The organism is Streptomyces sp. AF1A, from assembly GCF_047340315.1.
Taxonomy (GTDB): Bacteria; Actinomycetota; Actinomycetes; order Streptomycetales; family Streptomycetaceae; genus Streptomyces.
Window position 1 is genome coordinate 47,759 of sequence record NZ_JBLEBI010000008.1, and the last position, 24,053, is coordinate 71,811.

Sequence of the window (24,053 nt, forward strand, 5' to 3'; positions counted from 1 at the left end):
TACAACGCATTGATCAATACAGTGTATCGACCCATACGGTGTATCGAAGGAGGCGACCATGACCATCGCCATCGTCGGAGCCGGCCTCGGGGGCCTGGCTCTCGCGCGTGTGCTCCGGGTGAACGGCATCGACGCCGTCGTGTACGAGCGCGAACCGTCACGCGACGCGCGCGGTCAGGGCGGCATGCTCGACCTCCACTCCGGGACCGGGCAGCGCGCGCTGCGCGAGGCCGGTCTGATCGACCAGTTCTGGGCGATCGCCCGTCGCGAGGGCCAGGACCTGCGGCTTCTCGAGCCGGACGGCACCCTGCTGCTCCAGGAGGACACACCCGACGACGCCCCGCTCGAACGACCCGAGGTCGACCGCGCCGATCTGCGCAACCTGCTGCTGGACTCCCTCCCCGAACACACGGTGCGCTGGGGGCACGCGGTCGAATACGCCGAGCACGGCCTGCTGCACTTCACCGACGGCAGCAGCGCGACCCATCACCTGCTGGTCGGCGCCGACGGCGCGAACTCCCGGGTCCGGGCGCTTCTCACCGACGCCCGCCCGGCGCACACCGGCCACAACCTCGTCGAGCTCGGTATCTCCGACATCGACCGCACCCACCCCGACCTCGCGAAGATGGTCGGACGAGGAAACTACTGGGTGCTCGGCGACGGACGGTCCCTGTCGGCGCAGCGCAACGGCGACGGCCGCGTACGCATCTACCTCAGCTTCTACACCGCCGAGGACTGGTTCACCACCAGTGGAATCCCCTTCGACGACCCGACCGCCGCCCGGGCGCGGCTGATCGAGTTGTTCACCGGCTGGGACGCACGGTTCACCGCACTGATCGCCGCCTGCGACGACACGATCCTGCCGCGGTCGATCACCGCTCTCCCGGTGGGCCTGACCTGGCCGCCGTCATCAGACGTCACGCTGCTGGGCGATGCCGCGCACCTGATGCCGCCGGTGGGACAGGGCGCCAACATGGCGCTGCTCGACGGCGCGCTGCTCGGCCTTGCGCTGGCCACGCACCCGGACGGCCTTCCCGCCGCCGTCAGGGAATACGAACGCGAGATGTTCGCACGCACCAGCGCCGCCGGCCGGCAGTCCGCGCTCATCCACGACATCCTGACGTCGCCGGACGCCGGCCGGAAAATGCTCGCGTTCTTCCAGCCCGGCTGAACGCCGCCGCCCTGGACACCCGCCCGCACGGGCGCCGTTCACGCCCGGCTGGATCAGATCTGGGCCATGTCCACGAACCGCGAGTAGTGACCCTGGAAGGCGACCGTGATCGTGGCCGTCGGGCCGTTTCGGTGCTTGGCCACGATCAGGTCGGCCTCGCCCGCGCGCGGGGACTCCTTCTCGTACGCGTCCTCGCGGTGCAGCAGGATGACCATGTCGGCGTCCTGCTCGATCGAGCCGGACTCACGCAGGTCGGAGACCATCGGCTTCTTGTCGGTGCGCTGCTCGGGGCCACGGTTGAGCTGGGACAGGGCGATGACCGGGATCTCCAGCTCCTTGGCGAGGAGCTTGAGGTTACGGGACATGTCCGAGACCTCCTGCTGGCGGCTCTCGGCGCGCTTGGAGCCGCCGGACTGCATCAGCTGGAGGTAGTCGATGACGACCAGCTTCAGGTCGCTGCGCTGCTTCAGGCGGCGGCACTTGGCCCGGATCTCCATCATCGACAGGTTCGGGGAGTCGTCGATGTAGAGCGGGGCGGCCGAGACGTCCGGCATGCGGCGGGCGAGCCGGGTCCAGTCCTCGTCGGTCATGGTGCCGGACCGCATGTGGTGCAGGGCGACCCGAGCCTCGGCGGACAGCAGACGCATCGCGATCTCGTTGCGGCCCATCTCCAGCGAGAAGATGACGCTCGGCAGGTTGTGCTTGATCGCCGCCGCCCGGGCGAAGTCCAGGGCGAGCGTCGACTTGCCCATGGCCGGACGGGCGGCGATGACGATCATCTGGCCCGGATGCAGGCCGTTCGTGAGCGAGTCGAAGTCGGTGAACCCGGTGGGCACGCCCGTCATCTCACCGCTGCGGGAGCCGATGGCCTCGATCTCGTCGAGCGCGCCCTCCATGATGTCGCCGAGCGGCAGATAGTCCTCGCTGGTGCGCTGCTCGGTGACCGCGTAGATCTCGGCCTGGGCGCGGTTGACGATCTCGTCCACGTCTCCGTCGGCCGCGTATCCCATCTGGGTGATCCGCGTACCGGCCTCGACCAGGCGGCGCAGGACGGCACGCTCGTGGACGATCTCCGCGTAGTACTCGGCGTTGGCCGCCGTCGGCACGGTCTGGACCAGGCCGTGCAGGTACGCGGCACCACCGACCTTGTTGATCTCGCCACGCTTGGTGAGTTCGGCGGCGATGGTGATCGGGTCGGCCGGCTCGCCCTTGGCATAGACGTCCAGGATCGCCTGGAAGATCGTCTCGTGTGCCGGCTTGTAGAAGTCGTGGCCCTTGAGGATCTCCACGACGTCGGCGATGGCGTCCTTGGACAGCAGCATGCCACCCAATACCGACTGCTCGGCATCGAGGTCCTGCGGCGGCACCCGCTCGAAGGCAGCGCCCGAGCCGTCCCAGACCGCGTTCTCCCGGCCCCGGTCGTGCTGTTCGTCACGGCCCCCGCCACCGTCGCTGCGCCGACGGGAGGCAGGCAGACGATCACTGGGCCCGCTGTCCGCCCACGGATCGTCCAAGGGCTCGGAAATGCTCACCGAGCCACCTCCTCCCGTCCGCACGGCGGACCTCGCCGTGGCCTCTTTTGTACGGCACGACACTGACAACTAAGAGACCCAACTCCGGTTCTGGTGCGTCGGTTTTGTACCGTTTCCCGGGCTACAGAGGGAATGACCACCGGGCCGAGGGAAGGAGCGGGCGCCGGACAACCGTAGGCCCCCCGGCACCGTCAGCCAATCTGGTTATCCACAGGCCATGTGGACGACCGCTCCGATGCTGTGGAGAACTCGCCGAAACCTGTGCACGACCCGGTGGACAGTCCTGTGAACAAGCCTTCGCCACCCTCCTGGATAGGCCTCTGACCTGCTAGTTCGGCATCCACCGGCTGTGCAGAAGAAAAACTTCCCCAGTCGGGGCAAGATCGCTTCGAACGCCGCGCGAAAGGACGCCGGTCCAGATCGAGAGTAAGGGGTGCGGCTCAATTGCATCTCTTACCTGTGGACGATTAGATTGGTGCTCATGACACAGGCTCCAGCGATACCCCAGGCCACCCGGCGTCGGCACGACCGAGAGATCGTCGCGCTGGCCCTCCCGGCCTTCGGCGCCCTTGTCGCCGAGCCTCTTTTCGTCATGGCGGACAGTGCGATCGTCGGCCACCTCGGGACCGCTCAACTCGCCGGTCTCGGCGTCGCCTCCGCCCTCCTCACCACCGCGGTGAGCGTCTTCGTCTTCCTGGCCTATGCCACGACGGCCGCCGTGGCCCGCCGGGTGGGCGCGGGTGATCTTCAGGCCGCCATCCGTCAGGGCATGGATGGCATCTGGCTGGCGCTGCTCCTGGGTGCCGCCGTCATTGCCCTCGTCCTTCCGCTGGCTCCCGGCGTCGTGGACCTCTTCGGCGCCTCCGCGACCGCGGCCCCCTACGCCACGACCTATCTGCGCATCTCCGCGCTGGGCATCCCGGCCATGCTCATGGTCCTCGCCGCCACGGGAGTGCTGCGCGGACTGCAGAACACCAGGACTCCGCTCTACGTCGCCGTCGCGGGCTTCGTCACCAATGCGGGACTCAACGCCGGGCTCGTCTATGGCGCCGGGCTCGGCATCGCCGGCTCGGCCTGGGGCACGGTCATCGCCCAGTGCGGCATGGCGGCCGTCTATCTCACCGTCGTCGTACGCGGGGCCCGTCGGCATGGGGCGTCCCTCCGTCCGGACGCCACCGGCATCCGTGCCTCGGCACAGGCCGGCGTTCCGCTGCTGGTGCGCACACTGTCGCTGCGGGCGATCCTCATGATCGCCACCGCGGTTGCAGCACATCTCGGTGACGCCGATATCGCCGCCCACCAGATCGTCCTGTCCCTGTGGAGCCTGCTGGCCTTCGCGCTCGACGCGATAGCGATAGCGGGTCAGGCCATCATCGGCCGCTACCTCGGCGCCGGCGATGCCCGCGGCACACGCGAGGCGTGCCGGCGCATGGTCGAGTGGGGCATCGCGACCGGTGTCGTCCTCGGCCTGCTCGTGGTGGCCGCCCGGCCGCTCTTCCTGCCGTTGTTCACCAGCGACTCCCTGGTGAACCACGCGGCGCTGCCCGCGCTGCTGCTGGTAGCGCTCTCCCAGCCGATCTGCGGTGCGGTGTTCGTCCTGGACGGCGTTCTGATGGGCGCCGGCGACGGCCCGTACCTCGCCTGGGCCATGTTGATCACTCTGGGAGTCTTCGCCCCCGCGGCCCTGCTCGTCCCCGTCCTCGGTGGCGGCCTCGGCGCACTCTGGGCGGCCATGACGCTGATGATGGCGGTACGCCTGCTGACCCTGTGGTTGCGGACTCGGTCCGGCCGCTGGATCGTGACGGGCGCGACCCGCTGACGTTTCACGTGAAACATGGCGTACCCGGACATGCAAAAGGGGCCGCACCCATGAAGGGCGCGGACCCTTTCAGCTGCTCAGCCGAGCACAGCGATCAGCCCGCGACGACCTCGATGTTGACCTTGGCGGCCACCTCGGGGTGCAGACGCACGGACGTCTCGTGGGCGCCCAGGGTCTTGATCGGAGCGGACAGCTCGACGCGGCGCTTGTCGACCTCGGGGCCACCGGAAGCCTTGATCGCGGAGGCGATGTCGGCCGGGGTGACGGAACCGAAGAGACGGCCGGACTCGCCGGAGCGGACCGCCAGACGGACCTTCACACCCTCGAGCTGGGCCTTGACCTGGTTGGCCTGCTCGATGGTCTGGATCTCGTGGATCTTGCGAGCACGACGGATCTGCTCGACGTCCTTCTCGCCACCCTTGGTCCAGCGGATCGCGAACTTCCGCGGGATCAGGTAGTTGCGAGCGTAGCCGTCCTTGACGTCGACGACGTCGCCCGCGGCACCGAGGCCGGTGACCTCGTGGGTGAGGATGATCTTCATGAGTCGGTCACCCTTCCCTTAGCGCGCGGTGGACGTGTAGGGCAGCAGCGCCATCTCACGGCTGTTCTTGACAGCCGTGGCGACGTCACGCTGGTGCTGCGTGCAGTTGCCGGTCACGCGGCGGGCACGGATCTTGCCGCGGTCGGAAATGAACTTCCGCAGCATGTTCGTGTCCTTGTAGTCCACGTACGTGACCTTGTCCTTGCAGAAAGCGCAGACCTTCTTCTTCGGCTTGCGCACAGGCGGCTTCGCCATGGTGTTTCTCCTGTGTGATCAAGAAGTTTGGGTACGACCCGCCCTCGGCCCGAAGGCCTAGAAGGGGGGCTCGTCCGAGTAGCCGCCACCGCCGCCGGAGCCGCCGCCCCAGCCACCGCCGCCCTGCTGGGCACCACCGGCGGGAGCGCCGGTCGCCCACGGGTCGTCGGCCGGAGCACCGCCGCCCTGCTGGCCGCCACCGGGGCCTCCGCCCCAGCCGCCGCCACCCTGGCCGCCACCGCCGCCGTAACCACCCTGGCCACCGCGAGCGCCACCGGCGGTCTTGGTGACCTTGGCCGTGGCGTTGCGCAGGCTGGGGCCGACTTCGTCGACGTCCAGCTCGTAGACCGTGCGCTTGACGCCCTCGCGGTCCTCGTAGGACCGCTGCTTCAGCCGGCCCTGCACGATCACGCGCATGCCTCGCTGGAGCGACTCGGCGACGTTCTCCGCCGCCTGACGCCAGACCGAGCAGGTCAGGAAGAGGCTCTCGCCGTCCTTCCACTCGTTGGTCTGACGGTCGAAGGTGCGGGGAGTGGACGCGACACGGAACTTCGCGACCGCCGCACCGGACGGGGTGAAGCGCAGCTCGGGGTCGTCGACAAGATTGCCGATGACCGTGATGACGGTCTCGCCTGCCATGGGGGAACCTCTCGGCGGGTTTGCTGCTCTGGCTGCTTGCTTGCTACTCGAATCCCGAGATCAGCTGAGCGGAAGGGCTCAGTGGGTCTCGGGGCGGAGGACCTTGGTCCGGAGGACCGACTCGTTCAGGTTCATCTGCCGGTCGAGCTCCTTGACGACCGCAGGCTCGGCCTGCAGGTCGATGACCGAGTAGATGCCCTCGGGCTTCTTCTTGATCTCGTAGGCGAGACGACGACGGCCCCAGGTGTCGACCTTCTCCACCTTGCCGCCGCCATCACGGACGACGGACAGGAAGTTCTCGATCAGCGGGGAGACCGCACGCTCCTCGAGATCGGGGTCGAGGATGACCATCACCTCGTAGTGACGCATGTGGAACCCACCTCCTTTGGACTCAGCGGCCACGGTCGTTCCGTGGCAGGAGGGTCGTGATGCGTACGCAACGGTATCGGCTGCCACTGACAATCAGGGGTCCCGCTGAGGAATCCCCGGCCGTGGATCTGGGCAGACACCGGTGCAGACCGTACAGACTACCCGCACACCCGCTTCCGGTTGAAATCCGGCCGGGGGGCCCGTCAATCTGTACACGTCGGGTGTGTACGGCGCTACTATGCGCCGCCTTCCGCAGGAGGTGCCCATGGCACAGGCATTGCAGCCCAATTCCGCCGGATCCCTCTTCGCCACGGACGGCAAGCCCCATCCGCTCCAGAACGCCTTGATGGCGGTGACGCTGGTCCTCGGAGCGACGTCCTTCATCACGTCCTTCTTCCACAGCCTTCATCTGCTCACCTCCTGGACCGGCCTGGTGGGCATCCTCATCGGGGCCTACGGGCAGTGGGTCTCGGTGACCACGCGACAGCGCTTCGGACTGATCCTCGGTCTCGGCGCCTCGGGCATCGGTCTCCTCGTCGGCATGGCGCACGGCGGACTGTTCGGCGGGATCGTCTAGGCGGGGCCCGTCCGGCGCCCCCTCCGGCGTCCCCGAACGCCCCGGCGGCCCACAGGCCGGGGCGAAGGTGCCCTACGCCCAGTCGGGGCGCGCGCACGGCGCAGTAGGCTTCGGCGCGAGAGCCGGAGCCCCTGTACCCATGGGGACACACCAGCCCGAGGAGCGCCCCGAATGAGCCTGACCCTGAGGACCATCAGTCGCGAGCAGCATCTGGCGTACATCCAGAGCCTGCCGGCGGCGAGTCACATGCAGGTCCCGGCCTGGGCCGATGTCAAGGCGGAGTGGCGCTCGGAGAACCTCGGCTGGTTCGACGAGCGCACCGGCGAGCTGGTCGGCGTCGGCCTGGTCCTCTACCGTCAGCTGCCCAAGATCAAGCGCTACCTCGCCTATCTCCCCGAGGGGCCGGTCATCAACTGGTTCGCGCCGAACCTCGACGACTGGATCCAGCCGATGCTGGCGCACCTGAAGCAGCAGGGCGCCTTCTCGGTGAAGATGGGTCCGCCGGTGATCATCCGTCGCTGGTACGCGGAGACGATCAAGAGGGGCATCCAGGACCAGGACGTCAAGCGCCTGCGCGACCTGGAGGCCGACTTCATCGAGCCGCGCGCCTTCGAGGTGGCGGACAAGCTGCGCCGCATGGGCTGGCAGCAGGGCGAGGACGGCGGCGCCGGCTTCGGCGATGTGCAGCCGCGCTATGTCTTCCAGGTGCCACTGGCGAACCGCTCCCTGGAAGAGGTGCACAAGAACCTCAACCAGTTGTGGCGGCGCAACATCAAGAAGGCCGAGAAGGCCGGGGTCGAGGTCGTCCAGGGCGGCTACCAGGACTTGGCCGAGTGGCAGCGGCTGTACGAGATCACGGCCGTGCGCGACCACTTCCGGCCCCGCCCGCTGTCGTACTTCCAGCGCATGTGGACGGCCCTCAACACCGAGGACCCGAACCGCATGCGGCTGTACTTCGCCCGCCACAACGGCGTGAACCTCTCCGCGGCGACCATGCTGATCGTCGGCGGGCACGTCTGGTACTCCTATGGCGCCTCCGACAACATCGGCCGCGAGGTCCGGCCCTCGAACGCGATGCAGTGGCGGATGCTGCGTGACGCCTACGCGCTCGGCGCCACGGTCTACGACCTGCGCGGCATCTCCGACTCGCTCGACGAGACGGACCACCTGTTCGGCCTGATCCAGTTCAAGGTGGGCACCGGCGGGCAGGCCGCCGAGTACCTCGGCGAGTGGGACTTCCCGCTCAACAAACTGCTCCACAAGGCGCTCGACATCTACATGTCGCGCCGCTGAGCCGCGGGCGTTTGATTCCATAGGGTTCGTAGCTTTCACACCCCTGATACACCGCAGCCACGAGAAAGGTTCCGGGTCCGGCCATGGCGCTCACGCTCTACGTCGACACCGCGCGCTGGCGGGCGCACCACAAGCACGTGCAGGAGCAGTTCCCGGGACTGGTCCCGGTCTGCAAAGGCAACGGCTACGGCTTCGGACACGAGCGGCTGGCGGAAGAGGCCACGCGGCTCGGTGCGGACCTGCTGGCCGTCGGCACGACGTACGAAGCCGCGCGCATCAAGGACTTCTTCAGCGGTGACCTGCTGGTGCTGACGCCCTACCGGCGCGGCGAGGAGCCCGTGCCGCTGCCCGACCGCGTCGTCCGGTCGGTCTCCTCGATCGACGGCGTGTACGGCCTCGTGGGCGCCCGTGTCGTCATCGAGGTGATGTCCTCGATGAAGCGGCACGGCATCAGCGAGCAGGACCTGCCACAGCTGCACCAGGCCATAGAGAACGTCCGGCTGGAGGGCTTCGCCATCCATCTGCCGCTGGACCGCACCGACGGCTCGGACGCCGTCGAGGAGGTCATCGGCTGGATGGACCGGCTGCGTGCGGCCCGGCTGCCGCTGCACACGATGTTCGTCAGCCACCTCAAGGCCGACGAACTGGCCCGGCTGCAGCAGCAGTTCCCCCAGACCCTGTTCCGCGCCCGCATCGGCACCCGGCTGTGGCTGGGGGACCACGAGGCCACCGAGTACCGCGGGGCCGTCCTGGACGTCACGCGGGTGGCCAAGGGCGACCGGTTCGGCTACCGGCAGCAGAAGGCCGCCTCGGACGGCTTCCTGGTGGTCGTGGCGGGCGGCACGTCGCACGGGGTGGGCCTGGAGGCCCCGAAGGCCCTGCACGGCGTCATGCCCCGCGCCAAGGGCGTGGCACGGGCCGGCCTCGCCACCGTCAACCGGAACCTTTCGCCGTTCGTGTGGGGCGGCAAGCAGCGCTGGTTCGCCGAGCCGCCGCACATGCAGGTGTCGATCCTTTTCGTCCCCTCGGACGCCCCGGAGCCGAAGGTCGGTGACGAGCTGGTGGCGCATCTGCGGCACACGACCACGCAGTTCGACCGGCTCATGGACCGCTGAGCCCGGCTCAGGACAGCGAAGAGGCCGTACACGGACGCCGTGTACGGCCTTCTTCACGACCTGCCGACCGCGCCTTCGGCCGGTCCTCCGACGCGGTGTTCGCTCAGAGCGAACCGTCTCGTTGCGGTGCCGGCTCCGGCCTCCCCCAGTCCACGTAGGGCACGTCGAGCTGGGCGGCGTGCCGGGGTGGGTGGGCCGCCGCGCCGAGCACAAAGGCGTCCTCCGCTCCGTCGAGCACCCCGCCCGAGGGGTCGTCGTCGCCCGACCGGCGCACCACGTCCCGCTCCGGCATGAGGATGTCCCGTACGACGACGGCGCACAGGTACAGCGTGCCCACCAGGTGCAGCACGATGACCCAGTGGTAGCCGTGCGTCGGCAGGCCCTTGTGGGCGTCTCCGCTGGTCGTGTAGGCGAGGTACATCCAGATGCCCAGGAAGTACGCCACCTCGCACGCCTGCCAGATCAGGAAGTCCCGCCACTTGGGCCGGGCCAGCACCGCGAGCGGCACCAGCCACAGCACGTACTGCGGCGAGTAGACCTTGTTGGTGAGGATGAAGGCCGCCACCATCAGGAAGGCGAGCTGGGCGAAGCGCGGCCGGCGCGGAGCGGTGAACGTCAGGGCGGCGATGCCGAGGAAGCACAGCACCACCAGCACCGTGGCGGAGGTGTTCACGAAGTCGGTGCTCGGCGGGTTGCTGGAGTTCTGTGCCCAGATCAGCCAGAAGGAGCCGAAGTCGACGCCCCGGTCATGGCTGAACGTGTAGAACTTGGACCAGCCCCGGAAGGCGAACAGCATCACCGGCAGGTTCACCACGAGCCAGGCGATTACCGCGCCGCCCGTGGCCTGCAGAAACTCCCGCCAGCGGTCGGCCCGCCAGCACAGTACGAGCAGCGGGCCGAGGAGGAACACGGGGTAGAGCTTGGCGGCCGTGGCGAGCCCCAGGAGGACACCGAAGGCAACCGGGCGGCTCCGGGACCACATCAGCATCGCGGCGGCCGTGAGCGCCACCGCCAGCAGGTCCCAGTTGATCGTGGCGGTCAAGGCGAAGGCGGGCGCCAGGGCGACCAGCAGGCCGTCCCAGGGGCGCCGGCGGTGGGTGCGGGCCACGCAGACGGCGATGACGGCCGCACACACCATCAGCAGTGCCGCGTTGACGAACCAGTACCACTGCTCCTGGTGCTGGATGGTGCCGCTGTGCGGGGTGAGCCAGGAGGCCACCTCCATGAACACCCCGGTCAGGACCGGGTACTCGAGGTAGCCCATGCCGCCGGACATGCTGTCCGGGAGTCTGTCGAAGTACGGCACGAGATGGTCGGCGAACCCGCGCCCCTGATAGAGATGCGGAATGTCCGAGTAGCACGCTTTGGTGTACTGAGAGCTTGCACCGAAGAACCAGGCGCCGTGGTAGCACGGCGCCTTCTGGACCATCCCAAGGGCGAACATCCCGATCGCCACGAGCGCGACGATCCGCACAGGCGTCCACCAGGAGGTCCCGAGCAGGGCACGCCGACCGACGGGGCCGCCGATCAGTTCGCTGCCGGCCGCGGCGACCTCGTCCTCCCTGGTGGGTCGCACCGGCTCCGCCCTGTCGGGCCGCCCGGGCTCTGGGTCGTGCACGCTCGCGGGCGTCATCTCTGCACTGGACATGGGCCAATCCTGCCGTACTTGTCTGGGAAAACGCCGGGGGCCGCCGCACCTCGCGGGTGCGGCGGCCCCTGTTTCACGTGAAACACCCTTGGCGGGTGGTATCAGCGCCAATCGGTCATACCGCGGGACTAGCCGGTCTGACCTCCGAAGAAGCCACCGTTGCCGTTCCCTCGGTTGGTGCCGCCGCCTGTCGTCGTCTCGGTGATCGTGGGCGTCGGCGAGGTTCCGCCGTTCGTGCCCCCACCGTCGTTGCCGCCGTTGCCGTTGCCGCCGTTACCGCCGCCGTTGGCGTTGCAGCCGAAGAAGCCGCAGGTGAAGCTCGGCGTTGGCCTCGGCGAGGGTGCGGTGTTGCTCGGCGTCGGGGTCGGCGTCGGGCTCGCCGACTGGCTCTCGCTGACCGACGGGGTCGGCGTCGGGCTCGGTTCGGCGTTGAGCGCCTTGCCGATGGGCTGCGGGGGCGTGAACCGCTCCGGAGGCTGGTTCTGCAGCGCCTCGGCCATGTAGTCGTGCCAGATCTGGGCCGGGAACGAGGCGCCGTGGATCTTCTTCTGGCCACCGGTTCCGTACATCTCCAGGAACGTGCGCGCCTTGTTGTTCGCGTTGTCGTCCAGGCGGAACATGCTGATCGCGGTGGACAGCTGCGGGGTGTAGCCGACGAACCAGGCGGACTTGTTGCCGTCGGTCGTACCGGTCTTACCGGCCACGTCCCGGCCTGGCAGCCGGGCGTTGGTACCGGTTCCCTTGTCGACCACGGTCTTCAGGACGTCGGTGACATTGTTGGCCACGTTGGGGTCGAAGGCGTCCTTCGGCGCGGCCTTGTGCCGGTAGACCTCCCCGTCCTTGCTCAGCACTCGCGTGACCGAATAGGGATCGTTCTGCTTGCCGCTGTTGGCGAAGGTGGAATAGGCACCGGCCATCCGGATGGCACTCGGGTCCGACGTGCCGATCGAGAACGACGGGTAGTGCGAGTCGGCGAGGCTGCTCTCCAGGATGCCGGCGTCCAGCGCCGTCTCCTTGACCTTGTCCAGACCGACATCCATGCCCAGCTGGACGTAGGCGGAGTTCACCGAGAGTCGCATCGCCTCACGGAGGTCGATCTTGTAGTTGGGCGGCCGGCCGACGGACTCGTTGCCGTCGTTCGTCTGGAGCCACTCCTTGCCGTGCTGGTCGGTCCAGACGGACCCGTCATAGTTCTTGATCTTGAGCTTGTTCTTGCCGCTGTACAGGCTCTTGGGTGAGGCGATCGTTCGCTCGTCCTGCGCCTGCTCCTCCGGTCCGTCCGGGTTCCGCACGCCCCACTTCATGGCCGCCGCCAGTACGAACGGCTTGAACGTCGAACCCACCTGGGCGCCGGTCGCGTCGGCGTTGTCGGTGAAGTGCTTGGTCGCGTCCTCACCGCCGTAGATGGCCTTGATCGCACCCGAAGAGGGGTCCACCGAGGCGCCGCCGAACTGCACGTACGTGTCGGTCTTTGGCCGCAGCTTGGGCTTGATGTTCGTCTTCTGGACGTTCTTGACGGCGGCCTCGAGCTCGTTGACCTTCTTCTTGTCGAAGGTCGTGTAGATCCGGTAACCGCCCCGCTGCAGCTTGTCCGCGGTGATCCCGGTCTCCTTGCTGTTGTTGACCAGGTAGGACTTGGCGAGGTCGACCAGGTAACCGATCTGACCGCTGAGCCGGCTGTTCGACCGGGGGTTCTGCCACTTCGGGAGGGTGGTGTACTTGGCCCGTTCCGTGGCGCTCAGATGGCCGTACTGGACCATCTTGTTGAGGGTGTCCTGCATCTGTGCCAGGGCACGCTTCTGGTTCGCAGAGGCAGTGGCGGTCGGGTCCAGCGAGGTCGCGCCGGCGGGGTCGTAGTACGTGGCGCCCTTCAGCATCGCCGCCAGGAAGGCGCACTGGCCCGCGTTCAGGTCCTTGGCGTCCTTGTTGAAGTAGGCGCGCGAGGCGGCCTGCAGGCCATAGGCACCGCGGCCGAAGTACGCCGAGTTCAGGTAGCCGGCCATGATCTGGTCCTTGGGGACCTCGGCCCCCACCTTGATCGCGACGAAGATCTCCTTGAACTTGCGGGAGACGGTCTGCGACTGGTCGTCCAGCATGGCGTTCTTGACGTACTGCTGGGTGATCGTGGAGCCGCCCTGCGTCTGACCGCCCCGTGCCATGTTGAAGAGGGCCCGCGCGATGCCCTTGGGGTCGATGCCGCTGTCGGTCTCGAAGGTCTTGTTCTCCTGCGAGATGACGGCGTAGCGCATATCCCTGGGGATGTCCGCGTAGTTGATGATCTGGCGGTTGATCTCACCGCCGGTACGCACCATCTCGGTGCCGTCGGACCAGTAGTACACGTTGTTCTGCGCGGTCGCGGCCTGGGCCACGTTCGGCACAGCCACCAGGTAATACCCGAGGCCGGCCACGGCCACCAGGCTTCCGACGAAGCAGATGAACAGACCCGTCACGAGCTTCCAGGACGGCACCCAGCGGTGCCATCCGTACTTGTCCGCGCGGGGGTAGTCGATGATCCGCTTCCTGCCGGGCGGGGCCGTGCGCCCTCGGCCGCGTCCGGGCCCGGTCGGGCCGCCGGGGCCGGGCGCCCTGCGGCGGCCGCCACCGCTTCTCTGGGCCGCACGCCTGGCCTCGGCGCGGCCGCCGTACGACCGCCCCCCGTCTCTCGGACCATAGGACGTCGACCCTTGAGAGCTCGACCCATAAGAGCCGGAACCCGGTCCATAGGAGTCGGCTGGCGATCCGCTGGCGCCTCGCGGTGCCCCGCGGCGACCGGGGGACGAGCCGGGCTGGCCGCGTCGGGCCGCGGCACGTCCGCCTCCCTGCGGCTGCGGCGGTTTGCGACGGTGCTCGCTCATCGAACGATTACTCCTCGGGCAGGCGCACCCGTGCGCGCCTGGAACGGCGGCTGGTTTCCGGTCCCCCCGAAGTACGGATGTGGTCGGTTCTGCATTCACCCGTACGGCACCGGGGACGACGACGCTCCCCAGACGTCGCTTGGTTCCCGGTGGTCTGCATGCCGCACAGACTACGCACCGCCAAAACCTCCCGAGCCCCGAAGTTCACCCCAAAACAGGCAACTTGCCTCCTGCGAATCGGTGATGTGACCCCGTTCACCGTCGTCCCTCTTGTCGCGTGCGAGTCGGCGTTCTATCGTCGAGATGTATCGAGTCGATACATCAGCACGAAATAAAGATGCTGAGAGGCACCGAGAGACCTGCGGGCGGACCCGTGGGACCGAGAGGAGGCGACGATGAGCCGGCGCTCCGGCATCCTCGAGTTCGCCGTGCTCGGCCTGCTGCGCGAGTCCCCGATGCACGGCTACGAGCTGCGCAAACGACTCAATACATCACTGGGTGTGTTCCGGGCGTTCAGCTACGGGACCCTGTACCCCTGCCTCAAGACGCTGGTCGCCAACGGCTGGTTGATCGAGGAACCCGGAAGCACCCACGAGGACGCCCTCACGGCTCCCCTCACCGGACGCCGCGCCAAGATCGTCTACCGACTGACGGCGGAAGGTAAGGAGCACTTCGAGGAACTGCTCTCGCAGACCGGTCCCGACGCGTACGAGGACGAGCACTTCGCCGCACGGTTCGCCTTCTTCGGGCAGACATCGCGCGATGTGCGCATGCGCGTGCTGGAGGGCCGGCGCAGCCGCCTGGAGGAGCGCCTGGAGAAGATGCGCACTTCTCTGGCGCGCACGCGGGAGCGCCTGGACGACTACACACTTGAGCTCCAGCGCCACGGGATGGAGTCCGTGGAGCGCGAAGTGCGCTGGCTGAACGAGCTCATCGAGAGCGAGCGGGCCGGGCGGGACCTGAGGGGTTCCGTGTCCGGGGGGTCCGCTCAGCAGGACACCACCACTGGATCGACGGGCGGCCTGCCCCGTCCCGGGGACCACCCCGGGACGGATACGCCCGGCGACACCGCCACGTGAGCCCCAGTCAGGGACTCACTCGTACACACAGGGAGCAACCGGAATGGGTTCGGTTCGCGTAGCCATCGTCGGCGTGGGCAACTGTGCCGCGTCGCTGGTGCAGGGAGTCGAGTACTACAAGGACGCCGACCCGGCGTCGAAGGTCCCCGGCCTGATGCACGTGCAGTTCGGTGACTACCACGTGCGCGACATCGAGTTCGTCGCTGCGTTCGACGTGGACGCCAAGAAGGTGGGCCTCGACCTCGCGGACGCGATCGGCGCATCCGAGAACAACACCATCAAGATCTGCGACGTGCCCAACACCGGTGTCACCGTCCAGCGCGGCCACACCCTCGACGGCCTCGGCAAGTACTACCGCCAGACCATCGAGGAGTCCGACGCCGAGCCGGTCGACATCGTCCAGATCCTGAAGGACAAGCAGGTCGACGTCCTGGTCTGCTACCTGCCCGTGGGTTCCGAGGACGCGGCGAAGTTCTACGCCCAGTGCGCCATCGACGCCAAGGTCGCCTTCGTCAACGCCCTCCCGGTCTTCATCGCCGGCACCAAGGAATGGGCGGACAAGTTCACCGCCGCCGGTGTGCCGATCGTCGGTGACGACATCAAGTCCCAGGTCGGTGCCACCATCACGCACCGCGTCATGGCGAAGCTGTTCGAGGACCGGGGCGTCGTCCTGGACCGCACGATGCAGCTGAACGTCGGCGGCAACATGGACTTCAAGAACATGCTCGAGCGCGAGCGCCTGGAGTCCAAGAAGATCTCCAAGACGCAGGCCGTCACCTCCCAGATCCCCGACCGGGACCTCGGCGAGAAGAACGTCCACATCGGCCCGTCCGACTACGTGGCCTGGCTCGACGACCGCAAGTGGGCGTACGTCCGCCTCGAGGGCCGCGCCTTCGGTGACGTCCCGCTGAACCTGGAGTACAAGCTCGAGGTCTGGGACTCCCCGAACTCCGCCGGCGTCATCATCGACGCCCTGCGCGCCGCGAAGATCGCCAAGGACCGCGGCATCGGCGGCCCGGTCCTCTCCGCGTCCTCGTACTTCATGAAGTCCCCGCCGGTCCAGTACTTCGACGACGAGGCCCGCGAGAACGTCGAGAAGTTCATCCGCGGCGAGGTAGAGCGCTAACGCGCCTCGCCGTCGCTCGCAACAGAACGCTCCTGCCAGGGCTGTGAAAGTCCCCGGGTCCCGACCCGGGGACTTTCCGCATGTGTGAGGCTGTGCCTCATGCCCGTCGCCCGTGACCTGCGCGTCCTGTTGCGCCTGCGGTACTTCCGGCGCCTGCTGTACGTCCGCCTTCTGTCCCAGGGCGCCGACGGCGTCTACCAGGTCGCGCTCGCCGCCTACGTCGTCTTCTCACCGGAGAGACAGACCTCGGCCGCCGCGATCGCCTCGGCGATGGCGGTGCTGCTGCTGCCCTACTCGCTCGTCGGCCCTTTCGCCGGAGTCCTGCTGGACCGCTGGCGACGCCGGCAGGTCTTCGTGCATGGCAATCTGCTGCGCGCTCTGCTGGCCGCGGCCACCGCGGGGCTGATGGTGGGCCACGTGCCGGACTGGCTCTTCTACGTCTCCGCGCTGTGCGTGACGGCCGTGAATCGCTTCATCCTCGCCGGGCTGTCCGCAGCCCTGCCTCGCGTGGTCGACACCGAACGCCTGGTGCTGGCCAATTCCCTGTCACCGACGGCCGGCACGCTCGCCGCGACCGCCGGCGGCGGGCTCGCCTTCGGCGTGCGGCTCCTCTCGTCGGACTCCGATGCCGCGGTGGTGCTGCTGGGCGCCTTCCTCTATCTGTGTGCGGGCCTGTCGTCCCTGAGCATGGCTCCCGGGCTCCTCGGCCCCGACCGGCAGCCCACCCGGCCCCACCTGGGCGCCGCACTCGCGGACACGGCGCGCGATCTGCTCGCGGCCGCCCGGCACCTGGCCGTGCCCCGGCGGAGGGAAGCGGTCTGGGCGCTGGCCGCCATGACGCTGATGCGCTTCTGCTACGGCGCTCTCCTCGTCCTGCTGCTCATGCTGTGCCGCTACGGCCTCACGGGCGACCCCGAAGAGGGACTCCGACTGCTCGGCCTGGCACTGGCACTGTCCGGTGCGGGATTCTTCACGGCGGCCGTCGTGACCCCCTGGGCGGCGGGGCGGCTCGGGCCCGGCCGCTGGATCGTCGTGTGCTCCGGAGCGGCCATGGTCCTGGAACCCGCCCTCGGCCTGCCGTTCGCCACCGGTCCGCTGCTGACCGCGGCCTTCATCCTGGGCCTGATCACCCAAGGCGCCAAGATCGCCACCGACACGATCGTCCAGGCCTGCGTCGATGACGGCTTCCGCGGGCGGATCTTCTCCGTCTACGACGTCCTCTTCAACGTGGCCTTCGTCGGCGCGGCCGGTGTGGCGGCCCTGATGCTTCCGCCGGACGGCAGGTCGCCGGTCCTGGTGGTCCTGATCGGCCTGATCTACGGCGCAGTGGCGGCAGCCCTCGCCCGCTTCGAATGGCGGCGGGCGGCGGAACAGAACGAGGGGCGATGTTTCACGTGAAACATCGCCCCTCGATACTGCCGGCCCGACGCATGTTTCACGTGAAACATCGCCGACCGGCTCAGCCCTGCTGGGCCCACCACTCCTTGAGGGCACCCACCGCAGCGTCGTACTCCATCGGGCCGTGTTCGAGCCGGAGCTCCAGCATGTGCTTGTAGGCCTTGCCGACGACCGGGCCCGGTCCGACGCCCAGGATCTCCATGATCTGGTTGCCGTCGAGGTCCGGGCGGATCGCGTCCAGCTCCTCCTGCTCCTGGAGCTGCGCAATGCGCTCCTCCAGGCCGTCGTAGGCGCGGGACAGTGCGACCGCCTTCCGCTTGTTGCGTGTGGTGCAGTCGGAGCGGGTCAGCTTGTGCAGGCGGTCCAGCAGCGGGCCCGCGTCACGGACGTAGCGGCGGACCGCCGAGTCCGTCCACTCCCCGGTGCCGTAGCCGTGGAAGCGCAGATGCAGTTCGACCAGCCGTGAGACGTCCTTCACCAGCTCGTTGGAGTACTTCAAGGCGGTCATGCGCTTCTTGGTCATCTTGGCGCCGACCACCTCGTGATGGTGGAACGAGACCCGGCCGTCCTTCTCGAAACGGCGGGTACGCGGCTTGCCGATGTCGTGCAGCAGCGCGGCCAGCCGCAGCGTGAGGTCCGGGCCGTCCTCCTCCAGCGCGATCGCCTGCTCGAGGACGATCAGCGTGTGCTCGTAGACGTCCTTGTGCCGGTGGTGCTCGTCGCTCTCCAGGCGCAGCGCCGGCAGCTCGGGCAGCACATGGGCGGCGAGCCCGCTGTCGACGAGCAGGGTCAGCCCCTTGCGGGGGTGTGCGGAGAGGATCAGCTTGTTCAGCTCGTCCCGGACCCGCTCGGCCGAGACGATCTCGATGCGGTCCGCCATGTCCGTCATGGCCGTGACGACCTCGGGTGCGACCTCGAAGTTCAGCTGGGCGGCGAACCGCGCGGCCCGCATCATCCGCAGCGGATCGTCCGAGAAGGACTCCTCGGGCGTGCCCGGCGTCCGCAGCACGCCCGCCGCGAGATCCTTCAGGCCACCGTGCGGGTCGATGAACTCCTTGCCCGGCAGGGCCACAGCCATCGCGTTGACCGTGAAGTCGCGGCGGACCAGATCCTCCTCAACGGAGTCGCCATAGGACACCTCGGGCTTGCGGGAGGTGCGGTCGTACGACTCGGAACGGTAAGTGGTGATCTCGATCTGGTAGCCGCCCTTGTGTGCGCCAACGGTGCCGAAGGCGATCCCGACCTCCCAGACGGCGTCCGCCCAAGGCCGGACGATCTTCAGAACGTCCTCGGGGCGCGCGTCGGTGGTGAAGTCCAGATCGTTGCCGAGCCGGCCGAGCAGTGCGTCGCGCACCGATCCGCCGACCAGGGCGAGGGAGAACCCTGCTTCCTGGAATCGGCGGGCGAGATCGTCGGCGACCGGCGCCACCCGCAGCAGCTCGGTGACCGCGCGCTGCTGCGCCTGGCTCAGGGCGGAGGAAGTGTCTTCGTTGGGGTTCGGCACAACAGAAGAGGGTACGTGCCCCGGGCGATCCGATGCGCCCGGTAATGGCCGGTGCCCCCCTGCCGAGGCGCTCGGAGAGCTGCTTCCATACCCCCGCAAGCACTGCTCTTGCGGCGTACGGCTGCTCTTCCCTCGATACTGGATATAGAGGACAGGTCGTCGCTGACCTCCGATCTTGTGATGGAGACCGCGGCACTTCCGCTCGGCGCGCATCGTTACCATGCGTGGACGCACATTCCGACGACCACTGACGACGACGAGGGACGGGCGAGCGCGTGGCCGAGGCGGCTGACTTCCAGGGGACCAGTGCCTCACCTGCGCGCCGCTGGCTGCGGCGCACCGCAGCGCTGCTCACCGGGGCACCTCTGCTGGCCGGCCTGCTTCAGCTGCCCGCCGCGGCACCCGCCCTGGCCGCCTCCTCGGAACCGGTCTCCGTCTCTGTGGACTCGCTCACGCCCAGCGCCCCCACGGACGGCGACACACTGACCGTCTCCGGGACGGTGACCAACAAGGGCAGGCAGCCCGTCACCGACGCCCACGTGGGCCTGCGGATCGGCCCGATGCTGAACACCCGCTCGGCCATCGACGCCATCGCCGAGCACCCCGACGAGCTGCAGAGCGGCGCGGGCCCCGAGGTCGGCGGCAAGTACGTGGAGAAGTTCGACAAGCTGGCTCCGGGGAGCGCCGAGCACTTCAACCTTTCCGTCCCCGTGGACAAGCTCGATCTCGGCAATGACGGCGTCTACGAGTTGGGTGTCGCGCTGTCCGGCCAGACGTCGGCCCAGCCGTGGGACCAGGTGCTCGGCATCCGGCGGACGTTCCTGCCGTGGCAGCCGTCCGACGCCGACACCAAGACCAGGACGACGTTCCTGTGGCCGCTGCTGTCCTCCGTCCACATGACGGCCAAGACGGGCCCCGGCGAGCTGCAGACGCCGGTGTTCCTCAATGACGACCTGGCCAAGGACCTCGCGCCCGGCGGCCGGCTCGCGCAGATCGTGGATCTGGGCAAGGACCTGGACGTCACCTGGGTGATCGACCCGGATCTGCTGGCCTCGGTGGACGCGATGGCCACGGGCAACTACCGGCTCCGGACCGCGGACGGCGGCACCACGCCCGGCCCGCGGGAACATCAGGTGCTGGCCAAGCAGTGGCTGGCGAGCCTGCAGAAGGCGGTGGTGGGCAAGGAGGTCGTGGCGCTGCCGTTCGGCGACCCGGACCTGGCCTCCCTCGCGCACAGAGGCACCAGCGTCACCGGCTCCCTCAGCCACCTCAAGGACGCCACCGACGTCGCCGCCACCACCGTCAAGACCGTGCTGCACGTCACACCCAGCACCGACTTCGCGTGGCCCGTGGACGGCGCCGTAGACCCGTCGATCATGAAGGTCGCGACCTCCGCCGGTGCCGACCGCGTGATCGCGCGCAGCGACAGCCTCCAGGAGACCGCAGGACTGCCGTACACGCCCTCCGCCGCCCGCCCGGTCGGCGGAGGCACCACGGCCGTGGTCGCCGACGCCCGGATGTCCACGGCCTTCGAGGGCGACCTGACGAAGGCCGGCTCGGCCACCCTCGCCGTGCAGGAGTTCCTGGCTCAGAGCCTCGAGGTCAACGCACAGACCGACACGGAGCGCAGCATCGTCGTCGCCCCGCAGCGGATGCCCACGGCAAGCCAGGTGCAGACGATGGCGACGGCGCTGAAGGCGCTCCAGGGGGGCACCTGGTCCCAGGCCCAGGACCTGTCCGCGGCGGCCAAGGCCAAGCCGGACCCGAACGCCACCACGCGCATCCCCTCGACGTCGGCCTATCCCTCGTCGCTGCGCCGCAAGGAACTGCCCAGGGCGGCGTTCGAGCAGATCGCGCGCACCCAGGACAAGCTCGACAACTTCCAGGTGGTCCTCTCCGACCAGTCCCGTGTGGTCACCCCGTTCGGGCGGGCCATAAACCGTGAGATGTCCACGTCGTGGCGCGGGCGGAGCAGCGCGGCGGAGAGCTTCCGCAGCGGCGTCGAGGCATGGCTCGACGACCTGGCCCAGCAGGTGAAGCTGATCGACAAGTCCGAGACCAAGCTCTCCGGGCGCAGCGCCACCATCCCGGTGACCGTCCAGAACAATCTCGTCCAGCCGGTCGGCCATCTGGTGCTGCGCCTCACCTCGACCATGCCGACCCGTCTGAAGATCGGCGGCAAGGCCTACTACGAGCAGCCCGTGGACGTCGCCGGCGGACACAGCCAGTCCGTGAAGTTCACCACCTCGGCCAACGCCAACGGCCGGGTCACGGTCATCGCCCAGCTGTTCACCGAGGACGGTCAGGAGTACGGCGACCCCGTCAGCTTCGACGTGAAGGTCACCGAGGTCACGCCCACAGTGATGCTGGTCATCGGCGGCGGCGTGCTGCTCCTCGTCCTCGCCGGTTTCCGGATGTACACCCAGCGCAAGCGCGCGGCCGCCCGCCGGGCCGAGGAGGGTGGCGCGGAACCGGCCGGGGAGGACGCTGACCAGCCCGGGAACCCTGGAGCACCCGGAGACCGTCTCCCTGAGGAGTCCGACTCCGCCGCCGGGGCAGACGACCCGGAGCAGCAGAGTGACCCTGCACCGGACACCGCACCGGAAAGCGCCGACCCGTCCGGGACGGGTGAGAGAGTGGACCGTTGAGCGATGTCGTGGCCGGTGGGCCCGGGAGGATGAGGTGGGGTAAGGCATGAACGCGCCGTACGACGGTGACCGCGGTCAGGGCGCGGCCGGCTCGGGCTACCCCGAGCCGCCGCCCGAGCCCGGCCAGGTGCCGCCGCAGCACGCGGCGGACATGTACCTCCAGGACGCCTACGACCAGGATCCCTACCGGGCACACGACCTGACCGCCCAGGACCCGGTCGCCGAGGCGCTCTACGACCGCGCCGCGCACCCGCCGCCCCCCGGCGCCTACGACCAACAGCAGCCGCTGTACGCCCCGCCCGCACAGTCGCCGTACGCGCCCGACCCCCGCGTGTGGGCACAGACCCCGGCGCCGGAGCCGGGGGGCACCGCCTCTCACCTGCCGTACGGCGACAATCCGCGCACGACCCGGTTCGTGGGTGTGGACGACCTCGTCACGCACTCCGGCGAGGAGTACCACGAGCCGGACGCCTTCGCGCACCTCTTCAAGGACCAGCAGCACACCGGTGGGCACGCGCCCGTGGATCCGACGTCCGTCCCGGGGCCCACGGCCGCCGGGCAGGGGCCCGCAGGGCAGCCGTATCCGCCCGCGTACGGCCGGCCCCCGCAGCCGTCCCACCAGGGCCCGTACGGCGGGCCCGCGTACCCGTCCGGCCCTTCCGCCTCCGGTAACCCGCTGCAGCCCCCGGTGCCCGCCCCGGCCGCGGCCCCGGATCCCGCCGGATCCGTGGCCACCGCGCCCGAGGCGCCCGCTGCCCCGGCGAAGAAGGGCGGCAAGGCGGCCGGGCTGATGAAGTCCAGCGCCGTCATGGCCGCGGGCACCATGGTCTCCCGCCTCACCGGCTTCATCCGCTCCGCGCTCATCGTCTCCGCGCTCGGCCTCGGCTTCCTCGGCGACTCCTTCCAGGTCGCCTACCAGCTGCCGACCATGATCTACATCCTCACCGTCGGCGGTGGTCTCAACTCGGTCTTCGTGCCGCAGTTGGTGCGGGCCATGAAGGAGGACGACGACGGCGGCGAGGCCTTCGCCAACCGTCTGCTGACTCTCGTCATGGTGGCGCTGGCGGCGCTCACCGGCCTCGCGATGTTCGCGGCGCCACTGCTGGTGCGCATGCTGTCCAACCCGGTCGCCAGCAATCCGGCCGCCAACGACGTCGCGGTCACCTTCACCCGCTACTTCCTGCCCTCGATCTTCTTCATGGGCATCCATGTGGTGATGGGTCAGATCCTCAACGCGCGCGGCAAGTTCGGCGCGATGATGTGGACCCCGGTCCTGAACAACATCGTCATCATCGTGACGCTCGGCATGTTCATCTGGGTCTACGGCACCGCCGCGGACTCCCACATGACGGTCACGAACATCCCGCCGGAGGGTCAGCGCCTGCTCGGCGTCGGCGTGCTGCTCGGACTGGTCGTCCAGGCGCTGGCGATGATTCCCTACCTGCGCGAGACCGGGTTCCGGATCCGGCTGCGTTTCGACTGGCGCGGCCACGGCCTGGGCAAGGCCGCCATGCTCGCCAAGTGGACGGTCCTGTTCGTCCTCGCCAACCAGGCCGGCGCCATGATCGTCACCCAGCTGTCCACCGCGGCCGGCAAGGACTCCGGCGTCGCGGGCACCGGCTTCGCGGCCTACGCCAACGCCCAGCTGATCTGGGGCCTTCCCCAGGCCATCATCACGGTGTCCCTGATGGCAGCGCTGCTGCCACGGATCTCGCGCTCGGCCTCCGAGGGCGACAGCGGCGCCGTACGCGACGACATCTCGCAGGGCCTGCGGACCACGGCCGTGGCCATCGTGCCCATCGCCTTCGGCTTCCTGGCGCTCGGCATCCCGATGTGCACGCTGATCTTCGGCACCTCGGGCACCGGCGAGGCCACCAATATGGGCTACATGCTGATGGCTTTCGGCCTCGGTCTCATCCCGTACTCGGTGCAGTACGTCGTGCTGCGCGCCTTCTACGCCTATGAGGACACGCGGACTCCCTTCTACAACACGGTCATCGTCGCGGGCGTCAACGCGGGCGCCTCGGTGCTCTGCTACTTCCTGCTGCCGGCCCGCTGGGCGGTCGCCGGTATGGCCGCCGCCTACGGTCTCGCCTACGCGATCGGCGTGGGTGTCGCCTGGCGGCGGCTGCGCAAGCGGCTGGGCGGTGGTGACCTGGACGGAGCCCGGGTGCTGCGGACGTACGCCCGTCTGTGCATCGCCTCGGTGCCGGCCGCGCTGCTCAGTGGCGCGGCCTGCTACGGCATCGGGCACACCCTCGGTCAGGGCGTGGCCGGTTCGTTCGCGGCGGTTCTCGTGGGCGGGGCCGTCCTCCTCGGTGTCTTCTTCGTCGCGGCGCGGCGGATGCGTATCGAGGAACTGAACTCGCTCGTGGGCATGGTGCGCGGGCGTCTGGGTCGCTGAGGCGGGGGTAGGCGCACAACCATCGTCCGCAGCTGTGTGTCGTGCATAGCGGCGGACTGTGGGCACAATTGGTTTCGGCG

At 68.8% G+C, this 24,053-nt stretch carries 18 protein-coding genes; 10 read left to right on the forward strand and 8 right to left on the reverse strand.

All coding sequences use genetic code 11. The features are described from left to right. The first annotated feature begins 58 nt into the window (after positions 1–58). On the forward strand, positions 59–1,171 hold the full coding sequence (locus ACLU3S_RS04495; protein WP_413950404.1) for an FAD-dependent oxidoreductase: 1,113 nt from the start codon (positions 59–61) through the stop codon (positions 1,169–1,171). A 53-nt stretch (positions 1,172–1,224) separates the two neighbouring features. Here ACLU3S_RS04495 and dnaB read toward each other — a convergent pair whose 3' ends face one another. Further along, entirely contained in the window at positions 1,225–2,703 is a 1,479-nt protein-coding gene (gene dnaB, locus ACLU3S_RS04500) for a replicative DNA helicase (RefSeq protein WP_413950405.1), read from the reverse strand. Positions 2,704–3,184: 481 nt separating this feature from the next. Between dnaB and ACLU3S_RS04505 the strand changes: the two genes are divergently transcribed. Next, entirely contained in the window at positions 3,185–4,522 is a 1,338-nt protein-coding gene (locus tag ACLU3S_RS04505; protein ID WP_413950406.1) for an MATE family efflux transporter, read from the forward strand. A gap of 94 nt (positions 4,523–4,616) precedes the next feature. Here the strand turns inward: ACLU3S_RS04505 and rplI are convergent, their stop codons facing one another. The 4 genes from rplI to rpsF form a co-directional block, all read right to left on the reverse strand. Next, entirely contained in the window at positions 4,617–5,063 is a 447-nt protein-coding gene (rplI, locus tag ACLU3S_RS04510) for a 50S ribosomal protein L9 (protein ID WP_413950407.1), read from the reverse strand. Positions 5,064–5,081: 18 nt separating this feature from the next. Continuing rightward, entirely contained in the window at positions 5,082–5,318 is a 237-nt protein-coding gene (gene rpsR, locus ACLU3S_RS04515) for a 30S ribosomal protein S18 (RefSeq protein WP_003949403.1), read from the reverse strand. 57 nt (positions 5,319–5,375) lie between these two features. Beyond that, positions 5,376–5,957: a single-stranded DNA-binding protein gene (locus ACLU3S_RS04520; RefSeq protein WP_413950408.1), complete on the reverse strand. Its 582-nt coding sequence runs from the start codon at positions 5,955–5,957 to the stop codon at positions 5,376–5,378. 78 nt (positions 5,958–6,035) lie between these two features. After that, a complete protein-coding gene (rpsF, locus tag ACLU3S_RS04525; protein WP_014673750.1) occupies positions 6,036–6,326 on the reverse strand; it encodes a 30S ribosomal protein S6 in 291 nt (96 codons plus the stop codon). Positions 6,327–6,591: 265 nt separating this feature from the next. Here rpsF and ACLU3S_RS04530 point away from each other — a divergent pair, with 265 nt between their 5' ends. The 3 genes from ACLU3S_RS04530 (at position 6,592) to ACLU3S_RS04540 (ending at position 9,311) form a co-directional block, all read left to right on the forward strand. Then, positions 6,592–6,903, forward strand: coding sequence for a hypothetical protein (locus tag ACLU3S_RS04530; RefSeq protein WP_413950409.1), 312 nt, complete (start codon positions 6,592–6,594; stop codon positions 6,901–6,903). 171 nt (positions 6,904–7,074) lie between these two features. Continuing rightward, on the forward strand, positions 7,075–8,196 hold the full coding sequence (gene femX / locus ACLU3S_RS04535) for a peptidoglycan bridge formation glycyltransferase FemX (RefSeq protein WP_413950410.1): 1,122 nt from the start codon (positions 7,075–7,077) through the stop codon (positions 8,194–8,196). 83 nt (positions 8,197–8,279) lie between these two features. Then, the gene (locus ACLU3S_RS04540) at positions 8,280–9,311 is read left to right on the forward strand and encodes an alanine racemase (RefSeq protein WP_413950411.1); all 1,032 of its coding nucleotides are present in this window, start codon (positions 8,280–8,282) and stop codon (positions 9,309–9,311) included. A 103-nt stretch (positions 9,312–9,414) separates the two neighbouring features. Here the strand turns inward: ACLU3S_RS04540 and ACLU3S_RS04545 are convergent, their stop codons facing one another. Next, the gene (locus ACLU3S_RS04545) at positions 9,415–10,959 is read right to left on the reverse strand and encodes a glycosyltransferase family 87 protein (protein WP_413950412.1); all 1,545 of its coding nucleotides are present in this window, start codon (positions 10,957–10,959) and stop codon (positions 9,415–9,417) included. A 128-nt stretch (positions 10,960–11,087) separates the two neighbouring features. Further along, the gene (locus ACLU3S_RS04550) at positions 11,088–13,814 is read right to left on the reverse strand and encodes a transglycosylase domain-containing protein (protein WP_413950413.1); all 2,727 of its coding nucleotides are present in this window, start codon (positions 13,812–13,814) and stop codon (positions 11,088–11,090) included. Positions 13,815–14,209: 395 nt separating this feature from the next. Here ACLU3S_RS04550 and ACLU3S_RS04555 point away from each other — a divergent pair, with 395 nt between their 5' ends. The 3 genes from ACLU3S_RS04555 to ACLU3S_RS04565 all read left to right on the forward strand — a co-directional run bounded on the left by ACLU3S_RS04555 (position 14,210) and on the right by ACLU3S_RS04565 (position 17,417). Beyond that, the gene (locus tag ACLU3S_RS04555) at positions 14,210–14,893 is read left to right on the forward strand and encodes a PadR family transcriptional regulator (protein ID WP_413950414.1); all 684 of its coding nucleotides are present in this window, start codon (positions 14,210–14,212) and stop codon (positions 14,891–14,893) included. Positions 14,894–14,936: 43 nt separating this feature from the next. Next, a complete protein-coding gene (locus ACLU3S_RS04560) occupies positions 14,937–16,019 on the forward strand; it encodes an inositol-3-phosphate synthase (RefSeq protein ID WP_413950415.1) in 1,083 nt (360 codons plus the stop codon). Between the two features lie 99 nt (positions 16,020–16,118). Then, complete coding sequence (locus tag ACLU3S_RS04565; protein ID WP_413950416.1) at positions 16,119–17,417, forward strand: MFS transporter; 1,299 nt, start codon at positions 16,119–16,121, stop codon at positions 17,415–17,417. A 61-nt stretch (positions 17,418–17,478) separates the two neighbouring features. Here the strand turns inward: ACLU3S_RS04565 and ACLU3S_RS04570 are convergent, their stop codons facing one another. Continuing rightward, positions 17,479–18,921: a CCA tRNA nucleotidyltransferase gene (locus ACLU3S_RS04570; RefSeq protein ID WP_413950417.1), complete on the reverse strand. Its 1,443-nt coding sequence runs from the start codon at positions 18,919–18,921 to the stop codon at positions 17,479–17,481. A gap of 275 nt (positions 18,922–19,196) precedes the next feature. Here ACLU3S_RS04570 and ACLU3S_RS04575 point away from each other — a divergent pair, with 275 nt between their 5' ends. Next, positions 19,197–21,569, forward strand: a complete 2,373-nt coding sequence (locus ACLU3S_RS04575; protein ID WP_413950418.1) for a DUF6049 family protein — start codon at positions 19,197–19,199, stop codon at positions 21,567–21,569. 46 nt (positions 21,570–21,615) lie between these two features. Then, positions 21,616–23,973, forward strand: coding sequence for a murein biosynthesis integral membrane protein MurJ (murJ, locus tag ACLU3S_RS04580; protein ID WP_413950419.1), 2,358 nt, complete (start codon positions 21,616–21,618; stop codon positions 23,971–23,973). Positions 23,974–24,053: the final 80 nt, after the last annotated feature.

Excerpts from the sequence above, each read along its gene's own strand:
- ACLU3S_RS04495 (WP_413950404.1), top strand. The coding sequence starts at position 59 with ATGACCATCGCCATCGTCGGAGCCGGCCTCGGGGGCCTGGCTCTCGCG.
- murJ (WP_413950419.1), top strand. The coding sequence starts at position 21,616 with ATGAACGCGCCGTACGACGGTGACCGCGGTCAGGGCGCGGCCGGCTCG.
- ACLU3S_RS04555 (WP_413950414.1), top strand. The coding sequence starts at position 14,210 with ATGAGCCGGCGCTCCGGCATCCTCGAGTTCGCCGTGCTCGGCCTGCTG.
- ACLU3S_RS04540 (WP_413950411.1), top strand. The coding sequence starts at position 8,280 with ATGGCGCTCACGCTCTACGTCGACACCGCGCGCTGGCGGGCGCACCAC.
- rpsF (WP_014673750.1), bottom strand. The coding sequence starts at position 6,326 with ATGCGTCACTACGAGGTGATGGTCATCCTCGACCCCGATCTCGAGGAG.
- rpsR (WP_003949403.1), bottom strand. The coding sequence starts at position 5,318 with ATGGCGAAGCCGCCTGTGCGCAAGCCGAAGAAGAAGGTCTGCGCTTTC.
- ACLU3S_RS04565 (WP_413950416.1), top strand. The coding sequence starts at position 16,119 with ATGCCCGTCGCCCGTGACCTGCGCGTCCTGTTGCGCCTGCGGTACTTC.
- ACLU3S_RS04520 (WP_413950408.1), bottom strand. The coding sequence starts at position 5,957 with ATGGCAGGCGAGACCGTCATCACGGTCATCGGCAATCTTGTCGACGAC.
- ACLU3S_RS04505 (WP_413950406.1), top strand. The coding sequence starts at position 3,185 with ATGACACAGGCTCCAGCGATACCCCAGGCCACCCGGCGTCGGCACGAC.
- ACLU3S_RS04530 (WP_413950409.1), top strand. The coding sequence starts at position 6,592 with ATGGCACAGGCATTGCAGCCCAATTCCGCCGGATCCCTCTTCGCCACG.
- ACLU3S_RS04545 (WP_413950412.1), bottom strand. The coding sequence starts at position 10,959 with ATGTCCAGTGCAGAGATGACGCCCGCGAGCGTGCACGACCCAGAGCCC.
- ACLU3S_RS04550 (WP_413950413.1), bottom strand. The coding sequence starts at position 13,814 with ATGAGCGAGCACCGTCGCAAACCGCCGCAGCCGCAGGGAGGCGGACGT.
- femX (WP_413950410.1), top strand. The coding sequence starts at position 7,075 with ATGAGCCTGACCCTGAGGACCATCAGTCGCGAGCAGCATCTGGCGTAC.
- rplI (WP_413950407.1), bottom strand. The coding sequence starts at position 5,063 with ATGAAGATCATCCTCACCCACGAGGTCACCGGCCTCGGTGCCGCGGGC.
- ACLU3S_RS04560 (WP_413950415.1), top strand. The coding sequence starts at position 14,937 with ATGGGTTCGGTTCGCGTAGCCATCGTCGGCGTGGGCAACTGTGCCGCG.